We start from the raw sequence: 23,730 nt of genomic DNA on the forward strand, positions 1-23,730 counted from the left end.
GCCGGCTACTGTTCTTCCAATCTAAATCAGGACGGTGTTCGCCTATTTACTGGGCAAGGGAAGATATCAAGTACGGGTGCTCAGCCTTAACTTTTTCTAATATGGATTCGACGTGGTATATACTTAACTCGCAGCCATTTTCATCTAACCACCTCATCCATTTCAATTTATCATTGTTGAAACCATCAAAACCTGGATATACAGAAGTGTCCCCGAAGCGAACTGATGATTGGATGCCAGTAACTTCTTGAAGTGTGAAAACCGCTATCATTGACCTTCCCCCAATTATATAATCTGGCCCAAGATTCTCCTCGATTATTGACAACTCATTATCAAAGAAGGTCACCACTTCTTCCTTTACACATTTTGGATTACAACAAAGTATGTTCAGAAGTAGAAGGTAGATGAGTGTCAGGTGCCACAAATTTTTACTATACATTCTATTGCATTTTGAGCAGGCAAATTGACTTACCAGCACTGATATAAGATGTACCTTTTGTCCGTTTCGCTAAGAAGCATGATACCAAAGAGTGTCTCAGGAGGTTTCGTTAATCGTAGTCTCAGCAATTATATCATAAGAACGCGTTACAATCAAAGTAGGGTGGCACACATTAATCACAAACTAAAAGTGTTAAAACAGTGCGAAAAGATACTTTTAGTTGGTTATGTTGACTATATTCGCTTCAGCTATTTTTACTTAAAAATAATACCGATTATATGACACTGACCACCACCTTAGAGGCAGAGGTGATTTTTCTTGATTCATCCTTTGTGATAAAAGAAAAATACTTGCAAAGTCCCAAATTTATAAAATTAGCTGAATTAGCTAAAGACAATAATTTTTCGATTAAACTGGTAAGCCTCGTAGTTGATGAGGTATTACACCGGGCACACCGAGAGATTACCGATGTGCTTGAATTACGCAAGAGGAGAACTCAGGCATTTTCTAGCAAGGTAAAAGTATTACCAGCCTCACCCTTACTGGACACTCTGCAGCAAGACAATGAGCTTGACGTTCCAGCCTATCTCAAAGAAATAAGGGATGAGTTCTCGCGGTTATTTGATAAATATGATATTGAGTGCGTAGAAGTTAGTAAATCAAGTGTTGACATGGTCTTTGATAGGTATTTCAAAGGTCAACGACCATTTGGCATTGGGCGAAAAAAACATCAGTTTCCCGATGCATTTATACTGGAAACTATACTAGCTGATTGCCGGAAGCGCAAAGGGAAAGCATATCTACTGACTACGGATCCAGATTTGCTTGGTGTCAGGGAAGATATGGTAATACCTACAATGGACTTAGACTCGTTGATAAATTTGGCTGATAAAGTTGCTCAAGCAGTACTAGATCCTGAAAAAGTTGCTGCTGCATTCGGCAAGCATCACGAGGAGGTTGAGGAGCAGATTATCAAGAGCTTTTCGCCCGAAATTCTTAGTTATACCGTCAGCGCATTTAGTCACGATAAAAAATTTACTGGCACTGATGTATTCTTGCCGGAAATAAAAAATATCCACTTGGAACGCGCAACTGTATCTAAAATAACAGATGGTGTTGCTCGGGTGTATGTAGATCGCGCCGTCATTCAATATTACCTCCCCACCGAAGTTCATGAAGATCGTAATACTAGGGATTATGAATTGGGCAATTATGGTGGAACGGTCCGAAAGGAGAAGTATCCCGGGGATATTAAATCCCATTCAGGAGCTAACAACTTTGAAGTTGGTGTATGGCTGGAATTTAATTATGACGTCCATTCGAGTGAAATTTCTATCATAGACGACAGGTTCAATTTACTTTATATGAACATAATCAATTATGATGGTTCAACTACACCGGTTAGTATATAAAACTGGTTATACAGCGTTCAATATTAGAACAAAATACAATAGCCTCTGTAAGCATATCTAAGAGTTTTAGACCTAACCTTTGTGGCACCATATTTACAAATGTTCCGCACCCCCATTAAAACTCTTGACTATTACATTCAATCGCGCTGTACTATAGAAAAGATTCTAAGGTGCCATCCACGCTTTGCGGAAGAAGCTTAACATCATGTGATAAAAAAGCGCATTCGATTCACCAAGCGGATGCAAGAACTGAACACGATGCACTGAGCGTGCCTTGCTCAAAATAATCGACGGTGTTCAGGGGTAAAGGCCGGGAAGTAGTTGATCAAAGGGCCCTTCGCCCAATGAATTTAGTATTACTGGATAACCCTATACTATGGCCATTTGGTAGCCAAGTCGATAAGCTACCTTCCGATAGCCAATAGAACACTCTTAGACGCGCTCCAGCTTCCCCACCGACTTAGCGACCACCATCGCTACCGACGCATCACCGGTCACGTTGGCAATGGTGCGGCACATATCCAGGGGGCGATCGACGGCGAAGATCAGGGCGATGCCCTCCACGGGGATGCCCGCCTGTCCGAGGACGATGACCAACATCACGATGCCCGCACTCGGCACGGCGGCCGCGCCGATCGACGCCATACTGGCCGTTATGATGATCCCGAGTTGGGTGGCCAGGTCAAGCTCGAGGCCGAAAACCTGGGCGACGAAGACGGCGGCGACCGACTGGTGCAGGCTCGTGCCGTCCATGTTGACGGTCGCGCCGATGGGCAGTACGAAACTGGCAATCTCCTTGGGCACCCCCAGGTGTTTAGTGGTTTGCTCCAGCGTCACGGGCAGGGTCGCGGCGCTGGAACTGGTGCTGAAGGCCAGCAACTGCACCGGCGCGATGCCGCGAAAGAACGCCCCGTAACTGACACCCGTTAGCAGACGGACCAGCAGGGGATAAAGCACCATCACCAGCACGCCCAAGCCCAGCAGTACGCAGAGGCTGTACGACAGCAGGGCCGCGAACAGATCGGCACTCGGGGCTTCCACCACCAGGGCCGCCAGCAGGGCAAATACGGCGTAGGGCGCGGTGGCCATCAGCAGATCGATCAACTTGAGGACCACGTCGTTCACGCTGTCGAAAAACGCCTTGACGGGCCGCGCCTTGTCGGGGGGAATCAGGATGAGACCGATACCGAAAAAGACGACGAAGAAGATCACCTGCAGCATGTTGCCGTTGTAGGCAGCCGCGCCGACGATATTGTCCGGCACCAGGTCCACCAGGAAGCGCAGCGGCCCCTGGTCGGCCTGGGAGGTAGCGATCTCGATCCGCTGACTGGCGTCGTTGGCATAGGCGGCCAGGAGTTTCTCCCGCGTTTCCGGGGAAACGACGCGGCCCGGATTCACCAGATTGACGATGCCCAGGCCTACGATCACCGCGGTTACGGTCGTTACCAGGAAGAGGCCCAGCGTGCGGCCGCCGATTCGTGAGAGTTGGGAGATGTCCTGCAGGTCGCTGATTCCCTTGATGAGGGAGGCAATGATGAGCGGAATGGCGATCAGCTTCAGCGCGTTGATGAAGATGATGCCGAAGGGTTTGATCCAGTCTACGACGAAGTCCGTCGCGCCGATTGCACTGGCGACGAAGCCGAAGACTACGCCCAGTACCATACCGATAATGATCTTCCAGTGGAGCGCCAGGTGCCGCATATACTTTAGGTGATGGAGGTAAAGCTACTATTATCCTGACCCATTTATCACTTGTTCTCACTGCCCCCGGTCCGCCCCGCTTTGCGTAGCTTAGCCCGCTCTTCCGCCCCACCATGAACCAGAAGCAACTTACCGTTTCCTACACCGAATTCCCGGATCCCGCCGACCTTCCGGCGGCCGACCGCGAACTCCTCGACGCCGCCACCACCGCCCTGCCCACCAGCTACGCCCCCTACTCCAACTTCCGGGTAGCGGCCGCGGCCCGCCTCCGGGACGGCACCATAGTCACCGGCGCGAACATCGAGAATGCCGCCTACCCCATGTGCATCTGCGCCGAACCCAACGCCCTGGCCGCCGCCGCGTCCCTAAAACCGGGTATGCCGGTGGTGAGTATGGCCGTAACGGTAAAGGCCCCGGGCAGGATACTGAGCGCCCCCGCCAGCCCCTGCGGGAGTTGCCGGCAAATCCTCAGCGAGCACGAAAGCCGGTTCGGCCACCAACTGCGCCTGATTCTCCGGGCGGAGACCGGCCCTACCTACGTATTCGACCGGGCCAGCGATCTGCTCCCCTTCGGCTTCAGCGGCGAACTGCTCTAATCATTTCCCCCATGCGAATTCTGCTACTGCTCCTGCTATCCGTGGTGCTCCGCGCGCAATCCGGCGACTACTTTCAGCAGGAGGTGAGCTACGACATCCGGGCCAGCCTCGACGACCGCCGGCACGAACTGCAGTGCTTCCTCCGGCTTACCTACACCAACCGGGCACCCGTTGCCCTGGATTCCATCGTCTTTCACCTCTGGCCCCGGGCGTACGGCAGTGATCGGTCGGCCTTCGCCCGCCAGCAGCTGCGCAATGGCAGTACCCGCTTTCACTTTTCCACCGACCCGGAACGCGGTGATCTGGACAGCCTGGACTTCCGCGTCGACGACCAGGACGCCACCTTTACGTTCACCCGCGACCCAGACATCGGCGTCCTGCTCCTCCCGGAATTACTGCCGCCCGGTGACAGCATCGTCGTCACTACCCCCTTCCGGGTGAAGATCCCCGAAAGTTTCAGCCGGCTCGGGCGCGTTGGGGAATCCTACCAGATAACCCAGTGGTACCCCAAACCCGCCGTATTCGACCGCGACGGCTGGCACCCGATGCCCTACCTCGACCAGGGCGAATTTTACGGGGAGTTCGGCGACTTCCGGGTGTCGGTCACGGTACCGGAGAACTACGTGGTCGCCGCCACGGGCGAACTGCAGGAAGCCGCCGAGCGTCGGTGGCTACTCGAACGCGCCGAACGCACCGCCGCGGGCATGTCCAATGGGGAGGCGACCGCTGCCGGTTACGTTAACCAAGCCTTCCCCCCATCGGCGGAAGCCACCAAAACCCTCACCTACACCGCCCGCGGGGTCCACGATTTTGCCTGGTTTGCCGACAAGCGGTTTGCTGTTCTCCACGACACGTTGCTCCTGCGTTCCCGCCCGCACGAACCGGTCGACGTATGGGCCTTCTTCACGGAAACGGAAGCGAACCTCTGGAAAAACGCCCCCCACTACCTCAAACGCGCTACGCGCTTCTACTCCGAACACGTGGGTCCCTACCCCTACCCGCAGGTCACGGGGGTGCAATCGGCGCTTAGCGCAGGAGCCGGCATGGAATACCCGATGATCACGGTGATCGGACGAAGTGGCAGTAGCTACGCCCTCGACGAAGTCCTGGCCCACGAGATCGGCCACAACTGGTTCTACGGCATCCTGGGGAGCAACGAACGCGACCACGCCTGGATGGACGAGGGGCTCAACTCCTACTACGAGGAGCGGTACACCCGGCAATTTTACCCCGAACGCAGCGGGCGCATCCAGATCATTCCGGGGCGCGACACCGACGTGAACGCCCTCGGTTACCGGCTGGCCGCCCGGCTGGGAAAGGACCAGGCGCCCGATACCCGCAGCGACAGCCTCGGTGAAATGAATTACTGGATCTCCGCCTACAGCAAACCGGCCCTCCTGCTGCGCGAACTGGAGCGGGAACTAGGCCCGGAACGACTGGATGCCGCCTTCCGCACGTACTACGAGACGTGGAAATTCCGTCATCCGCAGCCGCAAGACTTCCTGTCCGTCATGGACGAAGCCACGGGTCGCGGGGACTACCTGCACGATGCCCTGACCACCACCGACCGCGGCACCTTCAATGCCCGGGCCCGGCGGCGGGTCCCGGCCGGGAACGGAAGACTACCCACCATCGGACTGGTGACCGACCAGGAGAGCGAGCGGCCCGCCCTCTTCGTAAGCCCGCTGGCCGGCTTCAACGCCAACGACGGGGCCCTGCTGGGTCTGGCGCTGCACAACCGCACGCTGGAGCCCCGGCGGTTTGAGTTCCTGCTGGCCCCCCTGTACGGCTTCGGCAGTAAGAAACTGGCGGGATTCGCGGGGGGGAGATACCGCATCACCCGTCCGTTGCCGTGGCTGCAGCGCGTAGTGGTGGGCGCGGGCGTACAACGGTTCACTGACTTCCGGCCGCCCGCGATACGCCTGCGCGAACTCGATCTTCGTTACGGATACACGCGAAGTGCGGTGAAGTCGGAATTCTTCCTGCAGCACCCCGCCATCGACCGCCGGGAAAGCAGCTTCTATACGCAGCTGATCCACCTGCGGCAAACCCGCCCCACCTTCGGTGCGGACGGGCAACTGCTCGACCCCATTCACTTACAGACCAATTTCGTGGGCGTAGGCTACCGCAGCGTGCTCGAGCGGGCGATTAATCCCCTCGCCTACGGCCTGCGGGTGGAGTACCGCAACGGGGACCGGCGGAACTTTACCGAGGCCGATTATCTGCGGTTGGAGGGTACCCTGACGGGGGGGTACCAGTACCGGCGGAAGAAGTTTCTGAGGTGGCGGTTCTTCGGGGGGTACTTCCTCCACCACGACGCGCGGGACCGGAACACTTCGCCGGCCTACAGCCTCTCGCTGGTCGATAATGCCGCCAGTGACTACCGCTACGACGACCTCTACTTCGGTCGCAACCAGGACGGGGGCTACGAACAGCAGATCGAACGGCGGCAGGGGGGCTTCCGGGCTCCGATCTCGCCGGCCTTTAATTTTGGACGCAGCAACAATTATCTGGGGGCCGTCAATGTGGACGGAGATCTTCCCTTTCCGTTGCCGGTCAGTGTGTACTTCGACGCGGGCGTGTACGGTTTCCGGCCCACACTTAGCAGCGACCCAACCAATGAATTTCGTTGGGTGGGGGGTCTGTCGATCAACCTCTTTCGCGACCATTTTCACCTGTACCTACCGCTGGCCGCCGACGTGGAAACCCGTCGCCTGCTCGAGGAGCGGGGCAGTCTGCTGGACCGCCTGTCCGTCCGTTTCAATCTGAGCGGCCTGCTGCCCTGGCGGTGGCTGGACGACTTACCCTGATTACCTTTGGCCCATGACGTTCAACGACTTCGTCCGCTTTGCCGCGGAGCATCCTTCGACGGTGATTCTGTACTTCACCCTGCTTCCCCTGGCGGCCCTGCTGCTCGGCGCGATGAACCGGGAAGAAAACCACCTCCCCCCCTGGAATTACCTGTACTCTACGCTACTCTACCTGGTGGCCGTACCGGCGCTGCTTTCGCTGGGTATGAGCGGGTATGCCCTGCTGAACGGGGACGGCGGATTACTGCGGAGCGATCTCGTGTTGTCGCTACTGCCCCCCATTAGTCTGATCGCTACCGTACTGATCGTTCGCACGCAGGTGAAATTGCGGTCCCTACCCGGTTTCGGCGGCCTGGCGGGCCTCCTCGCCGTCATTCTCCTGGCCCTGGGTCTGCTCTGGGTGGCCGACCGGGTGCAGGTCGCGGACGTCGGTCTTTTACCGGTCCGCTACGTGGTCCTGATCTTTCTCGTGCTCTTATTCTTCGTTCGCCTGGCTTCGCGAAAGCTGAGCGCGCAGTAGCGTAAGGCAGGTGTCAATACGGTAAACTCCGACTCGCCAATGCGCGGCGATGTCCTATTTTACCGGCCTCCCGCACCCCGACCGATCGCTATGCATCCACTCCGTTTCATCCTGTTGTTCTGCCTGCTGGGGGCGGTATCGTTGGGAGCGCAAACGTTGGATTACGGACAGGGACAACTCATCGTTCAGCTCCGTAGCGATGTGGACGCCAAAACCTGGGCCTACCGTCAGCCCGAAGTGACGGCGTGGCGCAGATTGGGCACCACCGTCAACAGCCTGCTGGTAAATTTCGACTGGACCCGCTACGCCGAAAGCACCCTGCGCGACCGGTATTCGCACGACCCCGCCGTCATCAGTGCCCAACTCAATCACCGGCTGAGCATGCGCCTGCGCAGGCCCGACGACCCCCGGTATCCGCAGCAGTGGCAACACCGGAATACCGGTCAGGCCGGCGGTACGGCCGGCGCCGACTACAATCTGGAGCAAGCCTGGGACATCACGACCGGGGGCGTAACGGCCAACGGCGATACCATCGTTGTCGCCTCCATTGACAACGGCATCGACTTCGATCACGAAGACCTGCAGCAAAACATCTGGGTGAACCGCGACGAGATCCCGAATAACGGCATCGACGACGACCGTAACGGTTACGTCGACGACCGCTTCGGCTGGAACACCGCCCTGGAGTCGAAAGACATCGAGGGCGGGGGCGGCGATCACGGCACGCCGGTCATGGGTCAGATCGGCGCGGTCGGCAACAACGGTATCGGGGTCACGGGCGTCAACTGGCGGGTGAAGGTGATGTCGGTCACCAACAACTTCGACCCCCTCGAATCGGAAGTGATCCAGGCCTACAGCTACGCCCTCGAAGCCCGCCAGCGCTACGATGCCACCGGTGGCCGCGAGGGGGCCTACGTCGTCGCCACTAACGCCAGTTGGGGACGTGACCGCGCCTTTCCCTCCGATAGTCCGATCTGGTGCGCCATCTATGATTCCCTGGGCCACCACGGCATCCTGAACGTAGCCGCCGTACCGAACAGCGACATCGACGTGGACGAAGTCGGCGACCTGCCCGCCCTGTGTACTTCCGAGTACCTAGTGGTCGTCACCAGCCTGGGCATGAACAACAATAAGGTAAAGGACGCGGCCCGGGGTGCCCTCTCCGTGGACCTGGCGGCTTACGGGGAAGGGGTGTACACGACCGTACTGGGCAACGGATACGGCCCCGTGTACGGAACTTCCTTCGCCGCACCGGCCGTCACCGGTACGCTAGGCCTACTTTATTCCGCCCCCTGCCCCTCCTTCGCCGAACTGCTGCGCAGCGATCCGGCGGCGGCGGCCCGCTACGTCCGCGATCTGCTCTACGGCAACCTGCGGCCCCAGTCCGCGCTGCGGGGCATCACCGTCACCGGCGGATCGCTGGACGCCGGAGCCGCCCTGACCGCCCTGATGGCGGGGTGTGGTAGCTGTGCCCCACCCACTTCGTTCACCATCACCGCGCCGGACGACGCGTCTAGCGATCTGCTGCTCTCCTGGAACTCGGTCGCGTCGGTCACCCGGACCGTGCTCCGGTACCGCCCCGTCGGTTCGGCTACCTGGACGGAAGTAGCTGAAGTTGTATCCCCCTACCGGCTCACCGGACTGCCGTCCTGCACTCCCTACGAGTTGCAGCTGCGGGCGGACTGCAACGGCAACCGGTCGGCGCTGACCGACATCCGGGAAGTGGAGACGCCCGGATGTTGCCGGATCCCCGAAGATTTTCGGCTCCGAGCGCTGTCGGGTGGGCGCATCGAGGCCGCATGGTCCCCCCTCCTTACCGCCCATACTTACACCCTCCGCTACCGCAACGTGGGGGGCGAATGGACGGAGTTTACTACTCCCGACCCACAGGTGGAAGTGAGCGACCTGCGCAACTGCCGCGACTATGAGTTTCAGGTACGCACGGACTGCGCCGCGCAGAGCACCGCCTTCTCGGGGCGGCTGGTGCAAAAAACACTGGGCTGTGGTGTGTGCCTGGACATCAGTTATTGCAGTCCGCCGGTGTACCGCAACGAACAGGAGTGGATTGCGGAGGTGCATATTCCCGGCATTCTGAACCACGCGTCGGAGCGGGGCACCGGCGCCTACACCAACTTCGGTGACCTGACCGAGGCAGCCATGGTTCCCGGCGGGGTCTACCCGGTTCGCTTACTGCCGGGCTTCCGGAGCAGCAGCTTTACGGAAGATTTTCACCTGTACGTCGACTGGAACCAGGACGGCATTTTTGCTGCCGAGGAGCTTGTCCTGCAGCAATCCGCGGCACCGGGGCAGTCCGCGACCGGTGTAATTACGGTCCCCGGGGAAGCCCGGACCGGCCTGACGCGGATGCGCCTCATCATGCAGTTCTCCGCGGTCAATACGGAACCCTGCCTGACGGGCTCCGGGCAGCGCCCCGGGGGGGAGGTAGAAGATTACTGCCTGGACGTGACGCCCGCCCGCGGTTGTCCACCACCGGATTCGGTCGCGGCCCTTTACGATGAACCCAACAATTCCACCACCCTGAGTTGGGGGGCCTCGGCCGCGCCGGGCGGGAAGTACGTGCTGCGGTACCGGGAGCGTACCGCCTCCGACTATACCGAAAGGAAGGTCGAGGGCATAAGCGCCACCATCCGCAACGTAGATCTGTGCAGCAGCTACGAGGTACAGATCGCCAGTGAATGCGATGGCGCGGCGGGCAGTTTCCGGACGATCTACTTCGGGGACGACTGCGTATCGGACCCTCCCCAAGTGCTCACCGATCACGGCTGGAGCGTGCATCCCAATCCGGCTACGGGTTTCACTACCGTCGACTGGCCGGCGGACTGGACCGTCCTGAGCGTTGAGCTCTACGGTGCCGACGGGCGTCGGGTGCTTGCTTCCCCGGTCCCGTCGACCGCGAGCGAACTGCGGCTTCCCGTACGCAACCTAGTCCCCGGGGTATACTTCGTGCGCCTAACCGTCTCTGATGGTAGCCGGGGCAGCAGGCGTTTGCTGGTGTGGTAGGACGATCTCCCCGCCCTGGTATACCTTTGGGCAATGAGTGTACATAAGGTCATTGACGTCAAGCGGGTCACTACCCACACCCTCCAGGCCATGAAGGAAGCCGGAGAAAAAATCGCCATGCTCACCGCCTACGATTATTCCATGGCCCGGATACTCGACGCGGGCGGTGCCGACGTGCTGCTGGTGGGCGATTCGGCGAGTAACGTAATGGCGGGCCACGAAACCACGCTGCCCATCACCCTGGATCAGATGATCTACCACGCCGCCAGCGTAGTGCGGGGAGTGCAGCGGGCCCTCGTCATCGTCGACCTCCCGTTCGGCACCTACCAGGGCGACAGCAAGATGGCCCTCAAGTCCAGCATCCGCATCATGAAGGAAAGCGGCGCCCACGCGGTCAAACTAGAGGGCGGCCAGGAAGTGGCGGATAGCATCCGCCGCATCCTGAGCGCGGGCATTCCGGTGATGGGGCACCTCGGCCTGACCCCCCAGTCGATCTACAAGTTCGGCACCTACACCGTGCGGGCCAAGCAGGAGGCGGAAGCCCGCCGGCTCCTCAAGGATTCTAAGATGCTCGACGAGCTCGGCTGCTTCGGGATGGTGCTGGAAAAGATACCGGCCGAACTGGCCCGCCGCGTCAGTGAATCCGTAGATATTCCCACCATCGGCATCGGCGGCGGGGCCTACTGCGACGGACAGGTGCTCGTCACCCAGGATATGCTGGGGATAACCAAAGACTTCCATCCGCGTTTCTTACGGCGGTACGCGGAGCTATTCGACGTGATCAGGTCGGCTACGGAAAGCTACGTAACCGACGTCAAGGCCGGCGATTTTCCGAACGACAAAGAACAGTACTAGCACGGCCCGGCCGTACCGAACAGATGAAGAAAATTATCGCACTCCTCGTGGTGGCCATCGTACTCCTGGCCGGCTTCGCCTACTACCAGCTTATGGTGGTCCCCGTCGTCCCAAAGGATTCCGAAGCGCCGATCGTAGTGCAGTTTCCGACTGGCAGCAGTTACGAGCAGGTGATGGACTCACTGGCCGTGCGGGGCATCCGTCCCAACCGGACCTTTTTCGATCCCCTTGCTAACCGTATGCGCTTTCGCCGCGAACCGATGCGCGCCGGTCGTTTTTCCCTTCCCCCCGGCACCAGCGCCATCGGGCTTATCCGCCGGCTGCGTAGCGGAGCCCAGGCCACCGTCGACGTAGTGCTGACGACGGAACGGGAGCCCATGAACGTAGCGGCCAAGGTCGCGCGGTTTTTGGAACCCGACAGTCTGGCCTTCTGGCGCTTGTTTCAGGATACCGTTTTCGTGGATAGTATCGGGTATACCCCCGAGACGCTTCAGACGCTGTTCATTCCCAATACCTACGAGATGTACTGGAATGCCACCCCGCGCGAGTTCGTCGCCCGGATGGTGAAGGAGCACGAACGCTTCTGGCGCGCCAACGACCGCCTCGACAAGGCGGCCGCGGTCGGTCTTTCCCCCGCGGAAGTGTACACCCTGGCCAGCATCGTGGAAAAGGAAAGTCTGCAGGCCGTGGAGCGCCCCCGCATCGCGGGTGTCTACCTCAACCGCCTGCGCATCGGGATGCCGTTGCAGGCCGACCCGACGGCGGTGTTCGCTACCCGGGAGTTCGACGTCGGCCGCGTACTGCACCGCCACATCGAATTCGATAGCCCCTACAATACTTACCGCTACCCGGGCCTGCCCCCCGGCCCCATCACGATGAGCAGCGCGGGCAGCATCGATGCCGTGCTGTCGCCGGAGGAACACAATTTTCTGTACTTCTGCGCCCGCGGCGACGGTAGCGGCCTCCACAATTTCGCCAGTACCCTGGCCGGCCATTCCCGCAACATCGCGATCTACGTCGCTAACCTGAAGGCCCGGGGCATTCGGTAGGCGTCAGCGGCGCACGACCCGCACCGTCCGCGTTTCCTCCCCCGCCCGCACCCGGATGAAGTACAGTCCGGCCGGCCGGTTACCGAGGTCGATGGTGGCCGTCAACTGATTACCCGTTCCGAAGCGTAGCCACTCCACGCGCCTGCCGGTCGGATCGTACACTTCCACTTCCAGTTCCCGGGACTGCTGCAGCGCGAGGCGTACCTCTATTCGATCGGAGGTGGGATTAGGAAATAATTCCAGCCCGGGGAGTGCGCCTTCGTTTTGGGTCGCGACCGCCGTCAGATCGATCGAGATCGTGCGGGAGTTCGTACAGCCCAGCACGTCCGTGACGGTCACGGAGTAGTCCGCCACGCTCAGATTACCCACCGATTGAGTAGTGTCGCCCGTACTCCACGCGTAGCTGTAGGGAGACAGGCCACCGCGGACGGTGAGGTAGGCCGTACCGTCGTCGGCAAAGATGCCGGAGGGGGGGTCCGTCGTGACCCGAATGTCGAGGGAGCCGGTACAGCGCCGGACGCGAAGGTCATCGATGTCCACAAAAAAATCTCCGGTGCTCCATTCCACTTCAACCAGGAAGCGCACGCTCTCACCGGCGAAGTCAAGCGGCAACGCGATTTCTTGACTACCGGCGGTAAGTTCTTGCTCCGTCAGTACGGTCGCCTCGTCGTCGCAGTCCATCAGCGCGCTTACCCGCAAGGTGCCACCAGCCGGTTCTCCGTCCGTGGTCGGTGTCAGAGCCAGCGAGAACCGGAGGGAGTCCTGCGCGGCCACCGGGCCGTAGCGGGCCGTGGTAAAGGACAGGGCCGTATCCCGCGCCGAGAGGTTGTCCGCAAGGGTCACCGACGGATTGCCCGCGCGTCGGGCAATTACGAGATCTCCGTCCAGTAGCCAGTCCGTCGGTCGGCGACCGTTCTCGAAGTCGACCAGGAAGGGAAGTTCCCGCACCGGTTGAAAGACCAGCGTCGTCGTGTCGTTCTCCGGGGTCGTATCGCCTTCCGCCATCACCCAGGCGCGGATCGTGACCGGATCCGGGGCGGTGACTCCGAGATCGGCCACGAACGTTACGGTCCGTCGGCCGCCCCGGGTGGCCGGCGCGGCGGCGCGGGTGGAATTGACTTCGCCGTCTCCGACGCGGTAGCTCACCGTTACGCTATCCACCCGCTGGGTACCGACATCCGTGAAGGTAAATTGCAGGGTATCCCCCGTTTCGTTGCAGCTCCCGTAGCCGGCCACCCGGGCACTGACGGCCGCCAGGTCCGTTTCGTTCCCGGCCGTGATCCGGATGTCGTCGATCGACACGCCCTCCCGCTGACCGTCTCCGTCGCTGGTGAATACGAAGCGCAGTTGTACCTTGTCGGCCCCCTTCAGTCCGCTGAGTTGCTGCCCCACCAGGGCATAGCCGCCGCCGAAGCCGCCGTCACCGTCCCAGACCCGGTCGCGACCGTTGTTGTACCAGTTGATGCTCGTCGGGTTGCGGTCAAGCCGCTGCCAGCTGTTCCCGCCGTCGGTCGAGGACTCCAGGAACAGTCGGTCGAAGTTCTCCTCGGTGTCCACGTACAGCAGGAAGGACAGGAACGGATCGGTGGCCAGGCCGGAAAAGTCGAAGCAGGGCGACCGTAGGTAGCTGCGTTCGTCGTTGCTGTAATCGCCCCGGGCGTTGGTGACGTACGCGTAGCTTCCCGATCCGGCCCGGTCGATCAGGGTGTTGCCGGGTTTGGCCCGCTGCCACGTGGAGGGGCCGGCTCCCGCGCGTTCGTCCCGCCAGAAGCCCGTACCACTTTCGAAACCTTGTACGTAGGGAAAGGTGGAGATCACCGGTACGCTGAGCACCGATACGTCCAGGGTGTCGTTGGCCGGATTCTCGTCGCCCTCGAGTTTGGTGAAGACCTTAAAGTTGTAATAGCCGGGAACGCTGAGGTCCGCCATGGCGTCAAAGGTGAAGTTTTTGGTGCTGTCTACCCCCAGTACCCCGGTGTAGATGCCGTCGAAGGGGGTATTTACCCCGCTGGGGGCGTCGTTGAGGGTAAAATCGACTTCGAAAAACTGCTGGGCCTCTCCCCCGAAGTTGGTGATCGCGATGGTCACCGAATCGCTGGTACTGCCGGCGCATTTTTCGATCGGCTTCACCAGGCGGGTCACGCCGATGTCTTTTTGCAGCGGCGTCCGGATGCGGAAAGGGCCCCGGCGTACGGTCGTCTCCTCCGGCGTCTGGCACGTTGTCGATACGTAAAAAGTATAGGTAGTGGTCGGCGCTAAACCGGTGATACGTAGCATGGTATCCTGGGTAGTCACCCGCGTGCCCTCCCCCTGGGCGGGATCGAAGTCCCCCGGTCCGTACTCGATCAGGTAAGTGGGTCCGGCGGCGGCGGGCGTCGAGCGAAAACGGATGTCGACGGAGTTGTAGCGTACCCGGTACAGTTCGATGGAGGAGAGGGGCGGCGGGGCGCAGGCGCGGCAGTTCGCGGTGAAAGCCGTGAGGTTGGCATTGGTTTCCGGAGCTTCTACCCGGTAGATGAGACTGTCGTTGTTGTCAAAAATGGAGAAGCTCACCTCTTCGGGGAAGGCTTCCGCCCGGTAACCTACGTTGACGGCATCGCCGTTATTCACGGGAATGAAGAAGTCGCGGCGGCTGCCGTCGTCCACCGTGGCGTCGAGGGTAAAGGTGCGCGGCACTCCAGCTACGGTCACGGTGACCGCGGCTCCCCGGTAACCGTCACCCCCACTGTCCTGCAGGCGCAATTGGTAGAAACAGTCCTGGGCGCCCAGTCCGGTTACGAGCAAAATCAGGGCGGGTAGTAGGTAGTGTCGCATGGTCCGAAAAATACCACAAAGGCAGCGAACGACGTGCGGCAAAGTGGCTGAACCATTTGGGTACCGTGGCGTTAGTCACCCGGCCAGCAGACAATCACCTTTTTATTCCCCCGATTTGGCGGTTTACTCCATCAACGACGTAGAAAAACTAACCGGCATCCGGGCGCACACCCTTCGTGCCTGGGAGCAACGCTACGACCTGATCGCCCCCCGCCGCAGCAAGGCCAACGTGCGCTACTACCTGGAAGAGGATCTGCGCGAGCTCTCCGGCATCGCCCTGCTCAACAAACACGGCTACCGCATCAGTAAGATCGCCGCCATGAGTCCGGACGAGCGTACGGAGCTGGTCACCTCCCTCTCCTCGCTCAACGTCAGTCCCGACACCCAACTGGATGCCCTTACTCTGGCAGTCGTGGAACTCAATGAGTACAAGTTCAGCCTCATCCTGAACACCAACATCGAGCAGCGCGGGTTCGAGGAAACGATGATGGAGGTCGTCTACCCCTTCCTGGATAAGCTGGGCGTTCTGTACTTCACGGGTTCCGTGGCCCCCGTGCAGGAATCCTTCGTCGGTGGGATCATCCGGCAGAAAATTCTTTCCGCCACCGACCGGCTCCCCGCCGCCGAACGGTCGCGGCAACCCGTCTTCGTGCTCTTCCTCCCCGAAGGAGAGCGGCAGGACCTGAGTATGCTCTTTATCCAGTACCTCCTGCGCAAGCGCGGCTTCCCTACCCTGTACCTGGGAACAGGCATATCCCCCACCGACCTGGCGGACCTCTGCCGGGCTACCCGCGTGGATTACCTGCTCACCCTCCTATCCAACAGCTACGTGGAGCGGCCGGTGGAGGAATTGGTCGCCGATATGCTGGAGCAGTGCCCCGATGCCCGGCTCCTGTTGTCGGGTTACCAGGCGAGCCTGCACGATCTGAGCGGATTCGAGCGGGTGGATAAGGTAGCGGGTCTGCAGGAGATGCTCTCCTTCCTCACGGACCTCAGTACGCACGCAGGTCTGAGTATTGCTGCAGCGAGATGATCTGCCAGTCGTTGAGGGTACGTTCCACTTCCGCGGGGTGAATAGCCGCCAGCGCGACCAGGGTACTTCCGGTTTCCGGTCTGGGCAGTAAGTCGCTGTAGTATTCGGGAAAAGCCCGGCGCTCGTCTTCGCTGGCCTGGGCACGGTCCTGCTGCACCGCCCGCGTGGCGTTGCTCCATACTTCAAATCCCAGACCGGCATCGTAGCACAATTGCTCGAGTTGCTCGATCGCCGCCTCGCCACTGGTGTGTAATAGGCAGCTGAACGTTTGGTAGGGAGACCGCTTGATGCAGTCGACCGCCTGGTAGATCGATACCCGCCGCCGGGCCACTACGTTGTAGCCCTTCCGGCCCCGCCGGTCGTACAGCATGAGGTCGCGGTACCGGGTGCCGCTACCGGGATGCGGAATGCTTACTACCCGGCCGCGGGCGGCGTCCAGGGGTTGCATCCACAGGATTTCGTAGCCCTTTTCGTGGCGGAGCTGCAGCCCCAGGGGGGCATCGGTTCGCAGGCGATCGAAGCCGAATTTAGTCCAGACCGTCTGGGCGACGCGCATCCGCTTCAGGGGCACGGCGGCCAGGCCCAGTTGCCACCATGCGTCGCGGTCGTCGGCATCCAGCGCGACGGTCTTACTCCAGTAGTGGAAGGCCGGTTTCCATTCCTTCCGGCGGGTATAGATCGCGGCCAGGCTGCGGAAGGCATCGGACCATTCCGGCACCAAACGCGTCACCTTCTTCAGCAGCTTCACGGCCGTGTAGGGGTCCCCCACCTTGTCGTAGCGGAGCGCCTGCTCGTAGAGGTCCAGATGGTTGGGCGGTAGGTCCATGTGCCGTAAGGTGGGAAATGTTTTCCGGGGCTTATTAACGTATCAGGGTAGTCGAGGTTGCGTGCTCAACCAGTCTTACGGGTCGGGCGTTGGCAAGGTATGGATATCCGCTCCCTCAGCCTCGAAGAGCTCACCTCTCAGTTGATTCTTTCCGGCGAAAAAAAGTTTCGGGCCAAACAGGTCTACGAATGGCTCTGGCAGAAGGGTGCCCGCTCGTTCGACGAGATGACTAACCTCTCCCTCGATCTGCGGGAGAAATTAAAGGAAAAGTACGAGCTGCCCGTCGTAACCCTCGACAAGCTGCAACGTAGTGCCGACGGTACGGTGAAGAGCCGCTTCCGCCTTCACGACGGCCACCTGATCGAATCGGTGCTGATCCCCGTCGTGGCCGACGATCGCTTCACCGTTTGCGTATCCAGTCAGGTCGGGTGCAGCCTTACGTGCACCTTCTGCGCCACCGGCCGCATGAAGCGTCTCCGCAACCTCACCGCCGCCGAAATTTACGACCAGGTATTTCTGGTCAACGAACAGTGCCTCGAGATTTTTGGTAAGCCCCTCACCAATATCGTCTATATGGGGATGGGCGAACCCCTCCTCGCCTTCCGGGAGGTCGTCGGCAGCATCGACCGCATCACCAGCCACACCGGTCTGAACATGGCGCCGCGGCGACTCACCGTCTCCACGGCCGGAATCGCCAAGATGATCCGTAAACTGGCCGACGAGGACACCAAGGTCAATCTCGCCCTCAGCCTCCACGCCGCCGACGATGAGAAGCGCAACGAGATCATGCCGATCAACGAAACCAATAACCTTGAAGCTATTATCGAGAGCCTCGAGTACTTCTACGCCAAGGCCAAGAAGCGGATCGGCTTCGAATACATCACCTTCCAGGATTTTAACGACAGCCTCGAAGACGCCGAACGGCTCTACCAGATCTGTCGGCGCGTACCCAGCATGGTCAACATTATCGAGTACAACCCCATCGACAACGCCCCCTTCCGTAAATCGAGCGAGCACCGGATCGACGACTTCGCTACCTATCTCCGCGACCGGGGCATCATGGTCACCGTCCGCCGTAGCCGCGGTAAGGACATCGACGCGGCCTGCGGTCAACTGGCCAATAAGGCCTAAAGCTTCGTCAGGATCGCTTCCAGCTCCCGCTGTTTCTCCTCGTCGTCGATGAGGTACACGGGCAAGACCACCTGCCGGCCGTCGCGCAGGGCAAGCACGAGTTCGCGTACGGAGGGACGGCTCACGCTCCCCACGGCGGAAAGGTCCACGACCTGCCGGCCACTGACCTGATCCAGGGAAAACATCAGCACCCCGTCTTCGATCTCCACGTACCGGTCCGGGGGGGCGACTTCGTCGTCCCCGTGGTTGTAGGTGAAGTAAGCGATCAGGACGCTCACCAAAAGGTAAACGAGCCCCAGCACCAGCGACCACAGGTGGCTACCGTCGTCCCCCGTGGTCCACGCCGTGAAGTAGAGATAGAGCGAATGAACGGCGGCTACCAGGAGGAGCAGCGCTCCGAAGTAAAAGAGCAGGTGCAGCATCCGGGTCGTGCGCGGATTAGGATGGTCGGTCCGGAAAGAATAGTCAGGTATCACGCCAGCGAAGATAACCGCCCGGGCAGGATCACCGCAGAAAAACGATCTTCCCCACGGCGTGCTGCTCGTTCTCGAGACTGAATTGCCCGTTGCTTGAAGCAAAGATCAGGTAAACCCCCGTCGTGACCCGGCGTCCGTTGTAGTCGGTCCCCGCCCACGTAAATTGCCCGCCGATCGCCGTACCTTCCTCTACCAGTTTACCGCTCAGATCGGTGATCTTCACCCGGGCGTCCCGCATCAGCCCCTGAATGGCGATCTGCCCCGCGTACCCGGGTTCCACGGGATTAGGAAATACGACGAGCTCCGGGGCAAAGGACGGCGCCGCCAGCGTAGCGTTACTGCGGTAACTGATCACGCCGAGTTCCGTACCGAAGTAAACCGTGCCGCTGTTGGGGTCGATGGCGATGTCGCGCACCAGATCGTCGAGCAACGGACTGTTGCCCCGGTCGAAGAACCGCAGTTGATCACGCCCGTCTTCCGACAGCAGGTAGGCTCCGCCGTTCGTGCCGATCCACTTCCGGTTGCCCCCGTCTACGGCGATGGCCCGGATCTCTTCCGTTTCCAGCAGGAAGCCTCCGAAACCATCATCCGCTTCCACCTGGGGCCGCCGGCCCGGACACGTCGTCACGTCAAAGAGTCGATCCCCGCACTCAAAGACCACGATGCCCATGGTCGTACCGATCCAGACCGCCCCGTCCAGGTCGACCGCGATGCTGCGCACTTCGTTGGTCGGCAGTTCACTGGTGCTGGTCGTGATGGTGCGGCAGCGATCGTCACTCGGATCCAGCGGCGTACCCATAGGATCGATAATGGTGATCCCGCCGTCGCCGCCCCCACGGTGCAGCACCCACACATATCCCTGCCGGTCGACGGCAATGTCGATGGCAATGTTCAACTCGCAGCTCTGGCCGAGGGCCGCCCACGCTCCGTCCGGACTCCGTACGCTCACGATCCCGTTCTGGTCCGCCCGACTTACGCCGAAGTACGTAAAGCCGGCGGCATCGGTAGCGGCACCGGCCGCCCGGATGCGACCGGGCCCCGCATCCGGAGCCAGTTGCAGACTGCTGTTGGTTTCGTCGTACAGGGTAGCCTCCCCTTCCGCGTCCAAGCCGACGACGCCCTCGAAGAACGAACTGAAGTAGTGTACTCGATTGACGGGGTCGTAGTCAACGTCGATGATGGTAGCCACGTCGTCGTCACCCCCGACCGACCCGTTCCGTCCCCGGAAGGCGGGAGTATTGTTGCGATCGACGGTCGTCCAGCTGCCGTCGCGGAAGCGGTATACGCCCTTAAAGTCAAAGGTCGGCGTCGTGTTTTCGTCCAATTGGCCGGGGGCGACCCACAGGGAGGTGCCGTCGTGCAGCAGCCGGTAGTTCTTGTCGTCGAGGGGGCCGGGATAGGCTATCCGCCGGCAGTCGCCGTTCGGTGCCGTCAGGTAGCGGATACTCTCGGCGGCATCGCCGAACCAGATGCGCCCCCGCTCGTCTTCGATCGCGTTGACGGTGCGGTAGGCGCAGTCGGGAAGTTGTCGTTCGGCCCCCGGATTTTCTTCCAGCGCGATCACGGCCCGGTCGGCGCAGTTTCCCGTCGTACACTGGTAGCCGGCCAGTAGCAGGTCACCGCCGCCGGCGAGGTACTGTAGACGGTTTCGCCGCACGGGAGCATCGTAGTGCAGGTCGGCACGGCTGCCCGTCAGTCGCCATACGTCCTCGTTCACGCCGAAGTACAGTTTTCCCTTCCAGACAGTCACCGTGTTGGTGCTGTAGTCGCCCGGTAGTCCGACGCCCGGACCGAGCAGGTCCCAGTTGTTGAAGTCGTTCAGGTTCACGCCGGTCAGGGGAACCCGGTAGAGCCCTTCTTCGGTAGCGGCGTAGAGGCTGCCGTCGAACTCGGCCGCCTGGGCCACGCCCACGCCGGTGAAGGTGGTAAATAGGAAAGTTTCGTCGGTGAGCGAAAGTGCCGATACTCCGTAGCCCGCGGCCAGGTATACCCGGTTGTTGTCCCCGAAGGAGACGCCGTAAATACGCTTATCGCCACTGAAGTTGAAGTTATCGATCTGCCGGAGGGTCGTGAAGCGCCCGTCGCGCAGCAGGTCGATGGTGCTGTTGTCGTACACGATGATCAGTGTGGCGGTAGGCTCGTGGTATTCGACAATATTGATGCGCCCGCCGGCCAGGCCGTCCGTCCGGGTGAACGGACGGAAACTAAGGTCCTCCTTATCCAGGAAGAAGAGCGCGTTGCCGGTGGTGTAGACGATGGATTCCGGGCTCTGGGTCACGTACGCGCCGTTGGCAAAAGATTGCAGGCTCCGCCACTGCCCGAGGCTGTCGGTCTGTCCCGCGATCGCGGCGGTCACCAGTAGCCAGCATCCCAGTAAAGTTATTCTCAGCGCCATGGGGTAAAGGTACATTAGGGCGGGCCCGCGGGTGCCGCGTGGTTTCCGTAAAGCTGTGTCAACCGGCTTACCAAGAGCAAGATGCCCGGTACTTCCCGTACGTTGTCCGGCGGCAGACCTTCTTCCCCTATCTTTCGACCCATGCAGGTCCCTTCCATCGGCACGATCGCCTTTTACCTCCCCGACCGGGGCTATGGCTACCTCCGCCTGCGGGATACCCGGGAAGAGTTCCACTTCCGCAAGCGCAATCTGCGCACGGCTACCGTACAAAAGGGCGACCTGGTCCGCTTCGTTCTCCGGGAGGGGCCGGGGGGGTACTACGCGGACGAGATCGAACCCGCCGCGGTAGCCTAGGATCATCATCGGCCCGCGCCCGGGCGTTGATCGTGGCGGCCGTACCCGGGATTACCGTTTCGTCCGTCGCACCCCGGTGACCCGCAGGTTGGTCGGTGGCGGACCCGCAAATTTCTCGCCCGGTCCCGAAAGCGTTCTACCTTTAATCCGTCGGTCCGTCGGCAAACTGAAAATCGCCCGTGGCAAATTCCTTATGGTAAATCCCGCCTCCCTTCCCCTTACGTTCACCGGATACGATCTGCCGGATGCCACGTTGCTCCGCCTGTACGGTGAGCTCCTGCGTCCCCGCCTCATTGAGGAGAAAATGCTGAAGCAACTGCGGGGCGGAGTAATTTCCAAGTGGTTCTCCGGGATCGGTCAGGAAGCCATCAGCGTCGGCTGTACGCTGGCCCTGCAGCCGGATGAGTACATCTTCACCATGCACCGCAACCTGGGGGTCTTTACCAGCCGCGACGTCCCCCTCGAACGTCTCTTCGCCCAGTGGCAGGGCAAGCCCGGCGGATTTACGAAGGGCCGCGACCGCAGTTTTCACTTCGGCAGCCCGGAGCACCACCTGGTTGGGATGATCAGTCACCTGGGACCACAACTGGCGCTGGCCGCCGGCGTAGCACTCTGGCACAAGATCAGGAACGAAGGCAAGGTAAGTCTGGCCTTCACCGGCGACGGCGGTACCAGCGAGGGGGATTTCCACGAGGCCCTGAACCTCGCCGCCGTGTGGAAACTCCCGGTACTATTCGTCATCGAAAACAACGGATACGGCCTGTCCACCCCCGTGAGCGAGCAGTACGCCTGTGCTAGCCTGGCCGACCGGGGCGTGGGGTACGGTATGCGCTCGCTATCGGTCGACGGGAACAACATTCTCGAGGTGTATACGACCGTTACGCGACTGGCCGAGGAGATGCGGGCCAACCCCGAGCCGGTTCTCCTGGAGTGCCGCACCTTCCGGGTAAGGGGGCACGAGGAAGCCAGCGGCGTGAAGTACGTCCCTACCGAACTGATCGAAAGCTGGGAAGCCCGCGATCCGGTGACGACGTACGGCGAATTCCTCCGCCGGCACGGCATCCTAACCGATGAACGCCGTACCGAATGGGAACTGGAGATCAAAGCGGAAATCGAGGCCGGACTCTCCGCCGCGGCCGATCTCCCCCCCGTAGTCGCCGACCAGGCTACCGAGCTGGGCGACCTCTTCGCCGCGCCCCCCGCCCTTACCGAAATTGCCGGACCGGAATCGCCGGACGTTCGCTTCGTCGATGCCATCAGCGACGGTCTCCGCCAGGCCATGCACGCCCATCCCGACCTCGTGCTAATGGGGCAGGACATCGCCGAGTACGGAGGCGTATTCAAGATCACCGATGGCTTCGTCGCCGAATTCGGAAAGGATCGCGTGCGGAATACCCCTCTGTGTGAGAGCGGCGTCATCGGCGCGGCCCTGGGCTACGCGATCGCGGGTGGCAAGGCCATGGTGGAAATGCAGTTCGGCGACTTCGTCAGTTGCGGCTTCAACCAGATCGTCAATAACCTGGCCAAACTCCACTACCGCTGGGGCCAGCGAGCGGATGTGGTGATCCGCCTCCCCGTCGGCGGCGGCGTCGGCGCCGGACCCTTCCACAGCCAAACCATGGAGAGCTGGTTTACGTCCGTTCCCGGACTGAAGATCGTCTACCCCAGCACGCCACAGGACGCCAAGGACCTCCTGATCGCCGCGATCGCTGACCCGAATCCCGTGCTGTTCTTCGAGCACAAGGGGCTTTACCGCTCCCTGACCGGCCCGGTCCGTGCGGGATATACGCCGACCGCCATCGGGCAGGCACGTGTCGTGCAAGAAGGCACGGACCTGACCATTATCACCTACGGCGCCGGCGTGCACTGGGCTACGGATGCCGCGAAGTCCAACCGGGCGAGCATCGAAATTCTCGATCTCCGCTCCCTGGCGCCCCTGGACTACGGTGCCATTCGCGAAACGGTCGCCAGGACCAACCGGGTCATCGTGCTGCACGAAGCATCCCTTACCGGTGGATTCGGGGGTGAACTCGCCGCCTGGATCTCCGAGCACTGCTTCCAGCAACTCGACGCCCCCGTACGCCGCATCGCCAGCCTGGACACCCCGATCCCCTTCGCCGATGTCCTGGAAGAGCAATACCTCCCCCGGCAGCGACTGGCCGAAGCCATCGAGTGGATGCTGAAGTATTAGGGCGAGCAACTACCACATTACCTTATTACCCGCGAGCTCCGCGAGCGACTACCATATTACCACAATACCCTCCACCCGCGACCTCAGGAAGCGATACTACAAGACTA

The 23,730-nt window shown here is 60.6% G+C and carries 17 protein-coding genes; 11 read left to right on the top strand and 6 right to left on the bottom strand.

Annotation, left to right across the window (positions count from 1 at the left end; all coding sequences use genetic code 11):
* Window positions 1–46 precede the first annotated feature (46 nt).
* The gene (locus tag NMA52_RS12920; RefSeq protein WP_254828101.1) at window positions 47–439 is read right to left on the bottom strand and encodes a hypothetical protein; all 393 of its coding nucleotides are present in this window, start codon (window positions 437–439) and stop codon (window positions 47–49) included.
* 278 nt (window positions 440–717) lie between these two features.
* On the opposite strand from NMA52_RS12920, the gene NMA52_RS12925 reads away from it, so the two are divergent.
* Complete coding sequence (locus tag NMA52_RS12925; RefSeq protein WP_254828102.1) at window positions 718–1,851, top strand: PIN domain-containing protein; 1,134 nt, start codon at window positions 718–720, stop codon at window positions 1,849–1,851.
* A gap of 432 nt (window positions 1,852–2,283) precedes the next feature.
* On the opposite strand, the gene NMA52_RS12930 is transcribed toward NMA52_RS12925, so the two are convergent.
* Window positions 2,284–3,552, bottom strand: coding sequence for a dicarboxylate/amino acid:cation symporter (locus NMA52_RS12930; RefSeq protein WP_254828103.1), 1,269 nt, complete (start codon window positions 3,550–3,552; stop codon window positions 2,284–2,286).
* Between the two features lie 113 nt (window positions 3,553–3,665).
* Here NMA52_RS12930 and NMA52_RS12935 point away from each other — a divergent pair, with 113 nt between their 5' ends.
* The 6 genes from NMA52_RS12935 to mltG all read left to right on the top strand — a co-directional run bounded on the left by NMA52_RS12935 (window position 3,666) and on the right by mltG (window position 12,403).
* Window positions 3,666–4,148 carry a cytidine deaminase gene (locus NMA52_RS12935; RefSeq protein ID WP_254828104.1) on the top strand — a complete coding sequence of 161 codons (483 nt, stop codon included), beginning with the start codon at window positions 3,666–3,668 and terminating at the stop codon, window positions 4,146–4,148.
* Window positions 4,149–4,159: 11 nt separating this feature from the next.
* Window positions 4,160–6,958, top strand: a complete 2,799-nt coding sequence (locus tag NMA52_RS12940; protein ID WP_254828105.1) for a M1 family metallopeptidase — start codon at window positions 4,160–4,162, stop codon at window positions 6,956–6,958.
* A 13-nt stretch (window positions 6,959–6,971) separates the two neighbouring features.
* On the top strand, window positions 6,972–7,478 hold the full coding sequence (locus tag NMA52_RS12945; RefSeq protein ID WP_254828106.1) for a hypothetical protein: 507 nt from the start codon (window positions 6,972–6,974) through the stop codon (window positions 7,476–7,478).
* Between the two features lie 90 nt (window positions 7,479–7,568).
* Window positions 7,569–10,499: a S8 family serine peptidase gene (locus NMA52_RS12950; RefSeq protein WP_254828107.1), complete on the top strand. Its 2,931-nt coding sequence runs from the start codon at window positions 7,569–7,571 to the stop codon at window positions 10,497–10,499.
* 33 nt (window positions 10,500–10,532) lie between these two features.
* Window positions 10,533–11,354: a 3-methyl-2-oxobutanoate hydroxymethyltransferase gene (panB, locus tag NMA52_RS12955; RefSeq protein WP_254828108.1), complete on the top strand. Its 822-nt coding sequence runs from the start codon at window positions 10,533–10,535 to the stop codon at window positions 11,352–11,354.
* A 23-nt stretch (window positions 11,355–11,377) separates the two neighbouring features.
* Window positions 11,378–12,403 carry an endolytic transglycosylase MltG gene (mltG, locus tag NMA52_RS12960; protein WP_254828109.1) on the top strand — a complete coding sequence of 342 codons (1,026 nt, stop codon included), beginning with the start codon at window positions 11,378–11,380 and terminating at the stop codon, window positions 12,401–12,403.
* Between the two features lie 3 nt (window positions 12,404–12,406).
* Here the strand turns inward: mltG and NMA52_RS12965 are convergent, their stop codons facing one another.
* Entirely contained in the window at window positions 12,407–15,217 is a 2,811-nt protein-coding gene (locus NMA52_RS12965; RefSeq protein WP_254828110.1) for a T9SS type A sorting domain-containing protein, read from the bottom strand.
* A 115-nt stretch (window positions 15,218–15,332) separates the two neighbouring features.
* Between NMA52_RS12965 and NMA52_RS12970 the strand changes: the two genes are divergently transcribed.
* Entirely contained in the window at window positions 15,333–16,250 is a 918-nt protein-coding gene (locus NMA52_RS12970; protein WP_254828111.1) for a MerR family transcriptional regulator, read from the top strand.
* On the opposite strand, the gene NMA52_RS12975 is transcribed toward NMA52_RS12970, so the two are convergent.
* A complete protein-coding gene (locus tag NMA52_RS12975; protein WP_254828112.1) occupies window positions 16,210–17,076 on the bottom strand; it encodes a M48 family metallopeptidase in 867 nt (288 codons plus the stop codon). The two genes, NMA52_RS12970 and NMA52_RS12975, sit on opposite strands and share 41 nt — an antisense overlap.
* A gap of 99 nt (window positions 17,077–17,175) precedes the next feature.
* Here NMA52_RS12975 and rlmN point away from each other — a divergent pair, with 99 nt between their 5' ends.
* A complete protein-coding gene (rlmN, locus tag NMA52_RS12980) occupies window positions 17,176–18,207 on the top strand; it encodes a 23S rRNA (adenine(2503)-C(2))-methyltransferase RlmN (protein ID WP_254828113.1) in 1,032 nt (343 codons plus the stop codon).
* On the opposite strand, the gene NMA52_RS12985 is transcribed toward rlmN, so the two are convergent.
* Both NMA52_RS12985 and NMA52_RS12990 read right to left on the bottom strand, forming a co-directional pair.
* Entirely contained in the window at window positions 18,204–18,683 is a 480-nt protein-coding gene (locus NMA52_RS12985) for a hypothetical protein (RefSeq protein WP_254828114.1), read from the bottom strand. The two genes, rlmN and NMA52_RS12985, sit on opposite strands and share 4 nt — an antisense overlap.
* A gap of 28 nt (window positions 18,684–18,711) precedes the next feature.
* Complete coding sequence (locus tag NMA52_RS12990) at window positions 18,712–21,078, bottom strand: hypothetical protein (protein WP_254828115.1); 2,367 nt, start codon at window positions 21,076–21,078, stop codon at window positions 18,712–18,714.
* Window positions 21,079–21,219: 141 nt separating this feature from the next.
* Here NMA52_RS12990 and NMA52_RS12995 point away from each other — a divergent pair, with 141 nt between their 5' ends.
* Both NMA52_RS12995 and NMA52_RS13000 read left to right on the top strand, forming a co-directional pair.
* A complete protein-coding gene (locus NMA52_RS12995; RefSeq protein ID WP_254828116.1) occupies window positions 21,220–21,432 on the top strand; it encodes a cold-shock protein in 213 nt (70 codons plus the stop codon).
* A gap of 193 nt (window positions 21,433–21,625) precedes the next feature.
* Entirely contained in the window at window positions 21,626–23,623 is a 1,998-nt protein-coding gene (locus NMA52_RS13000; protein ID WP_254828117.1) for a thiamine pyrophosphate-dependent enzyme, read from the top strand.
* Window positions 23,624–23,730 lie beyond the last annotated feature (107 nt).

The organism is Lewinella sp. JB7 (assembly GCF_024297185.1).
GTDB lineage: Bacteria > Bacteroidota > Bacteroidia > Chitinophagales > Saprospiraceae > Neolewinella.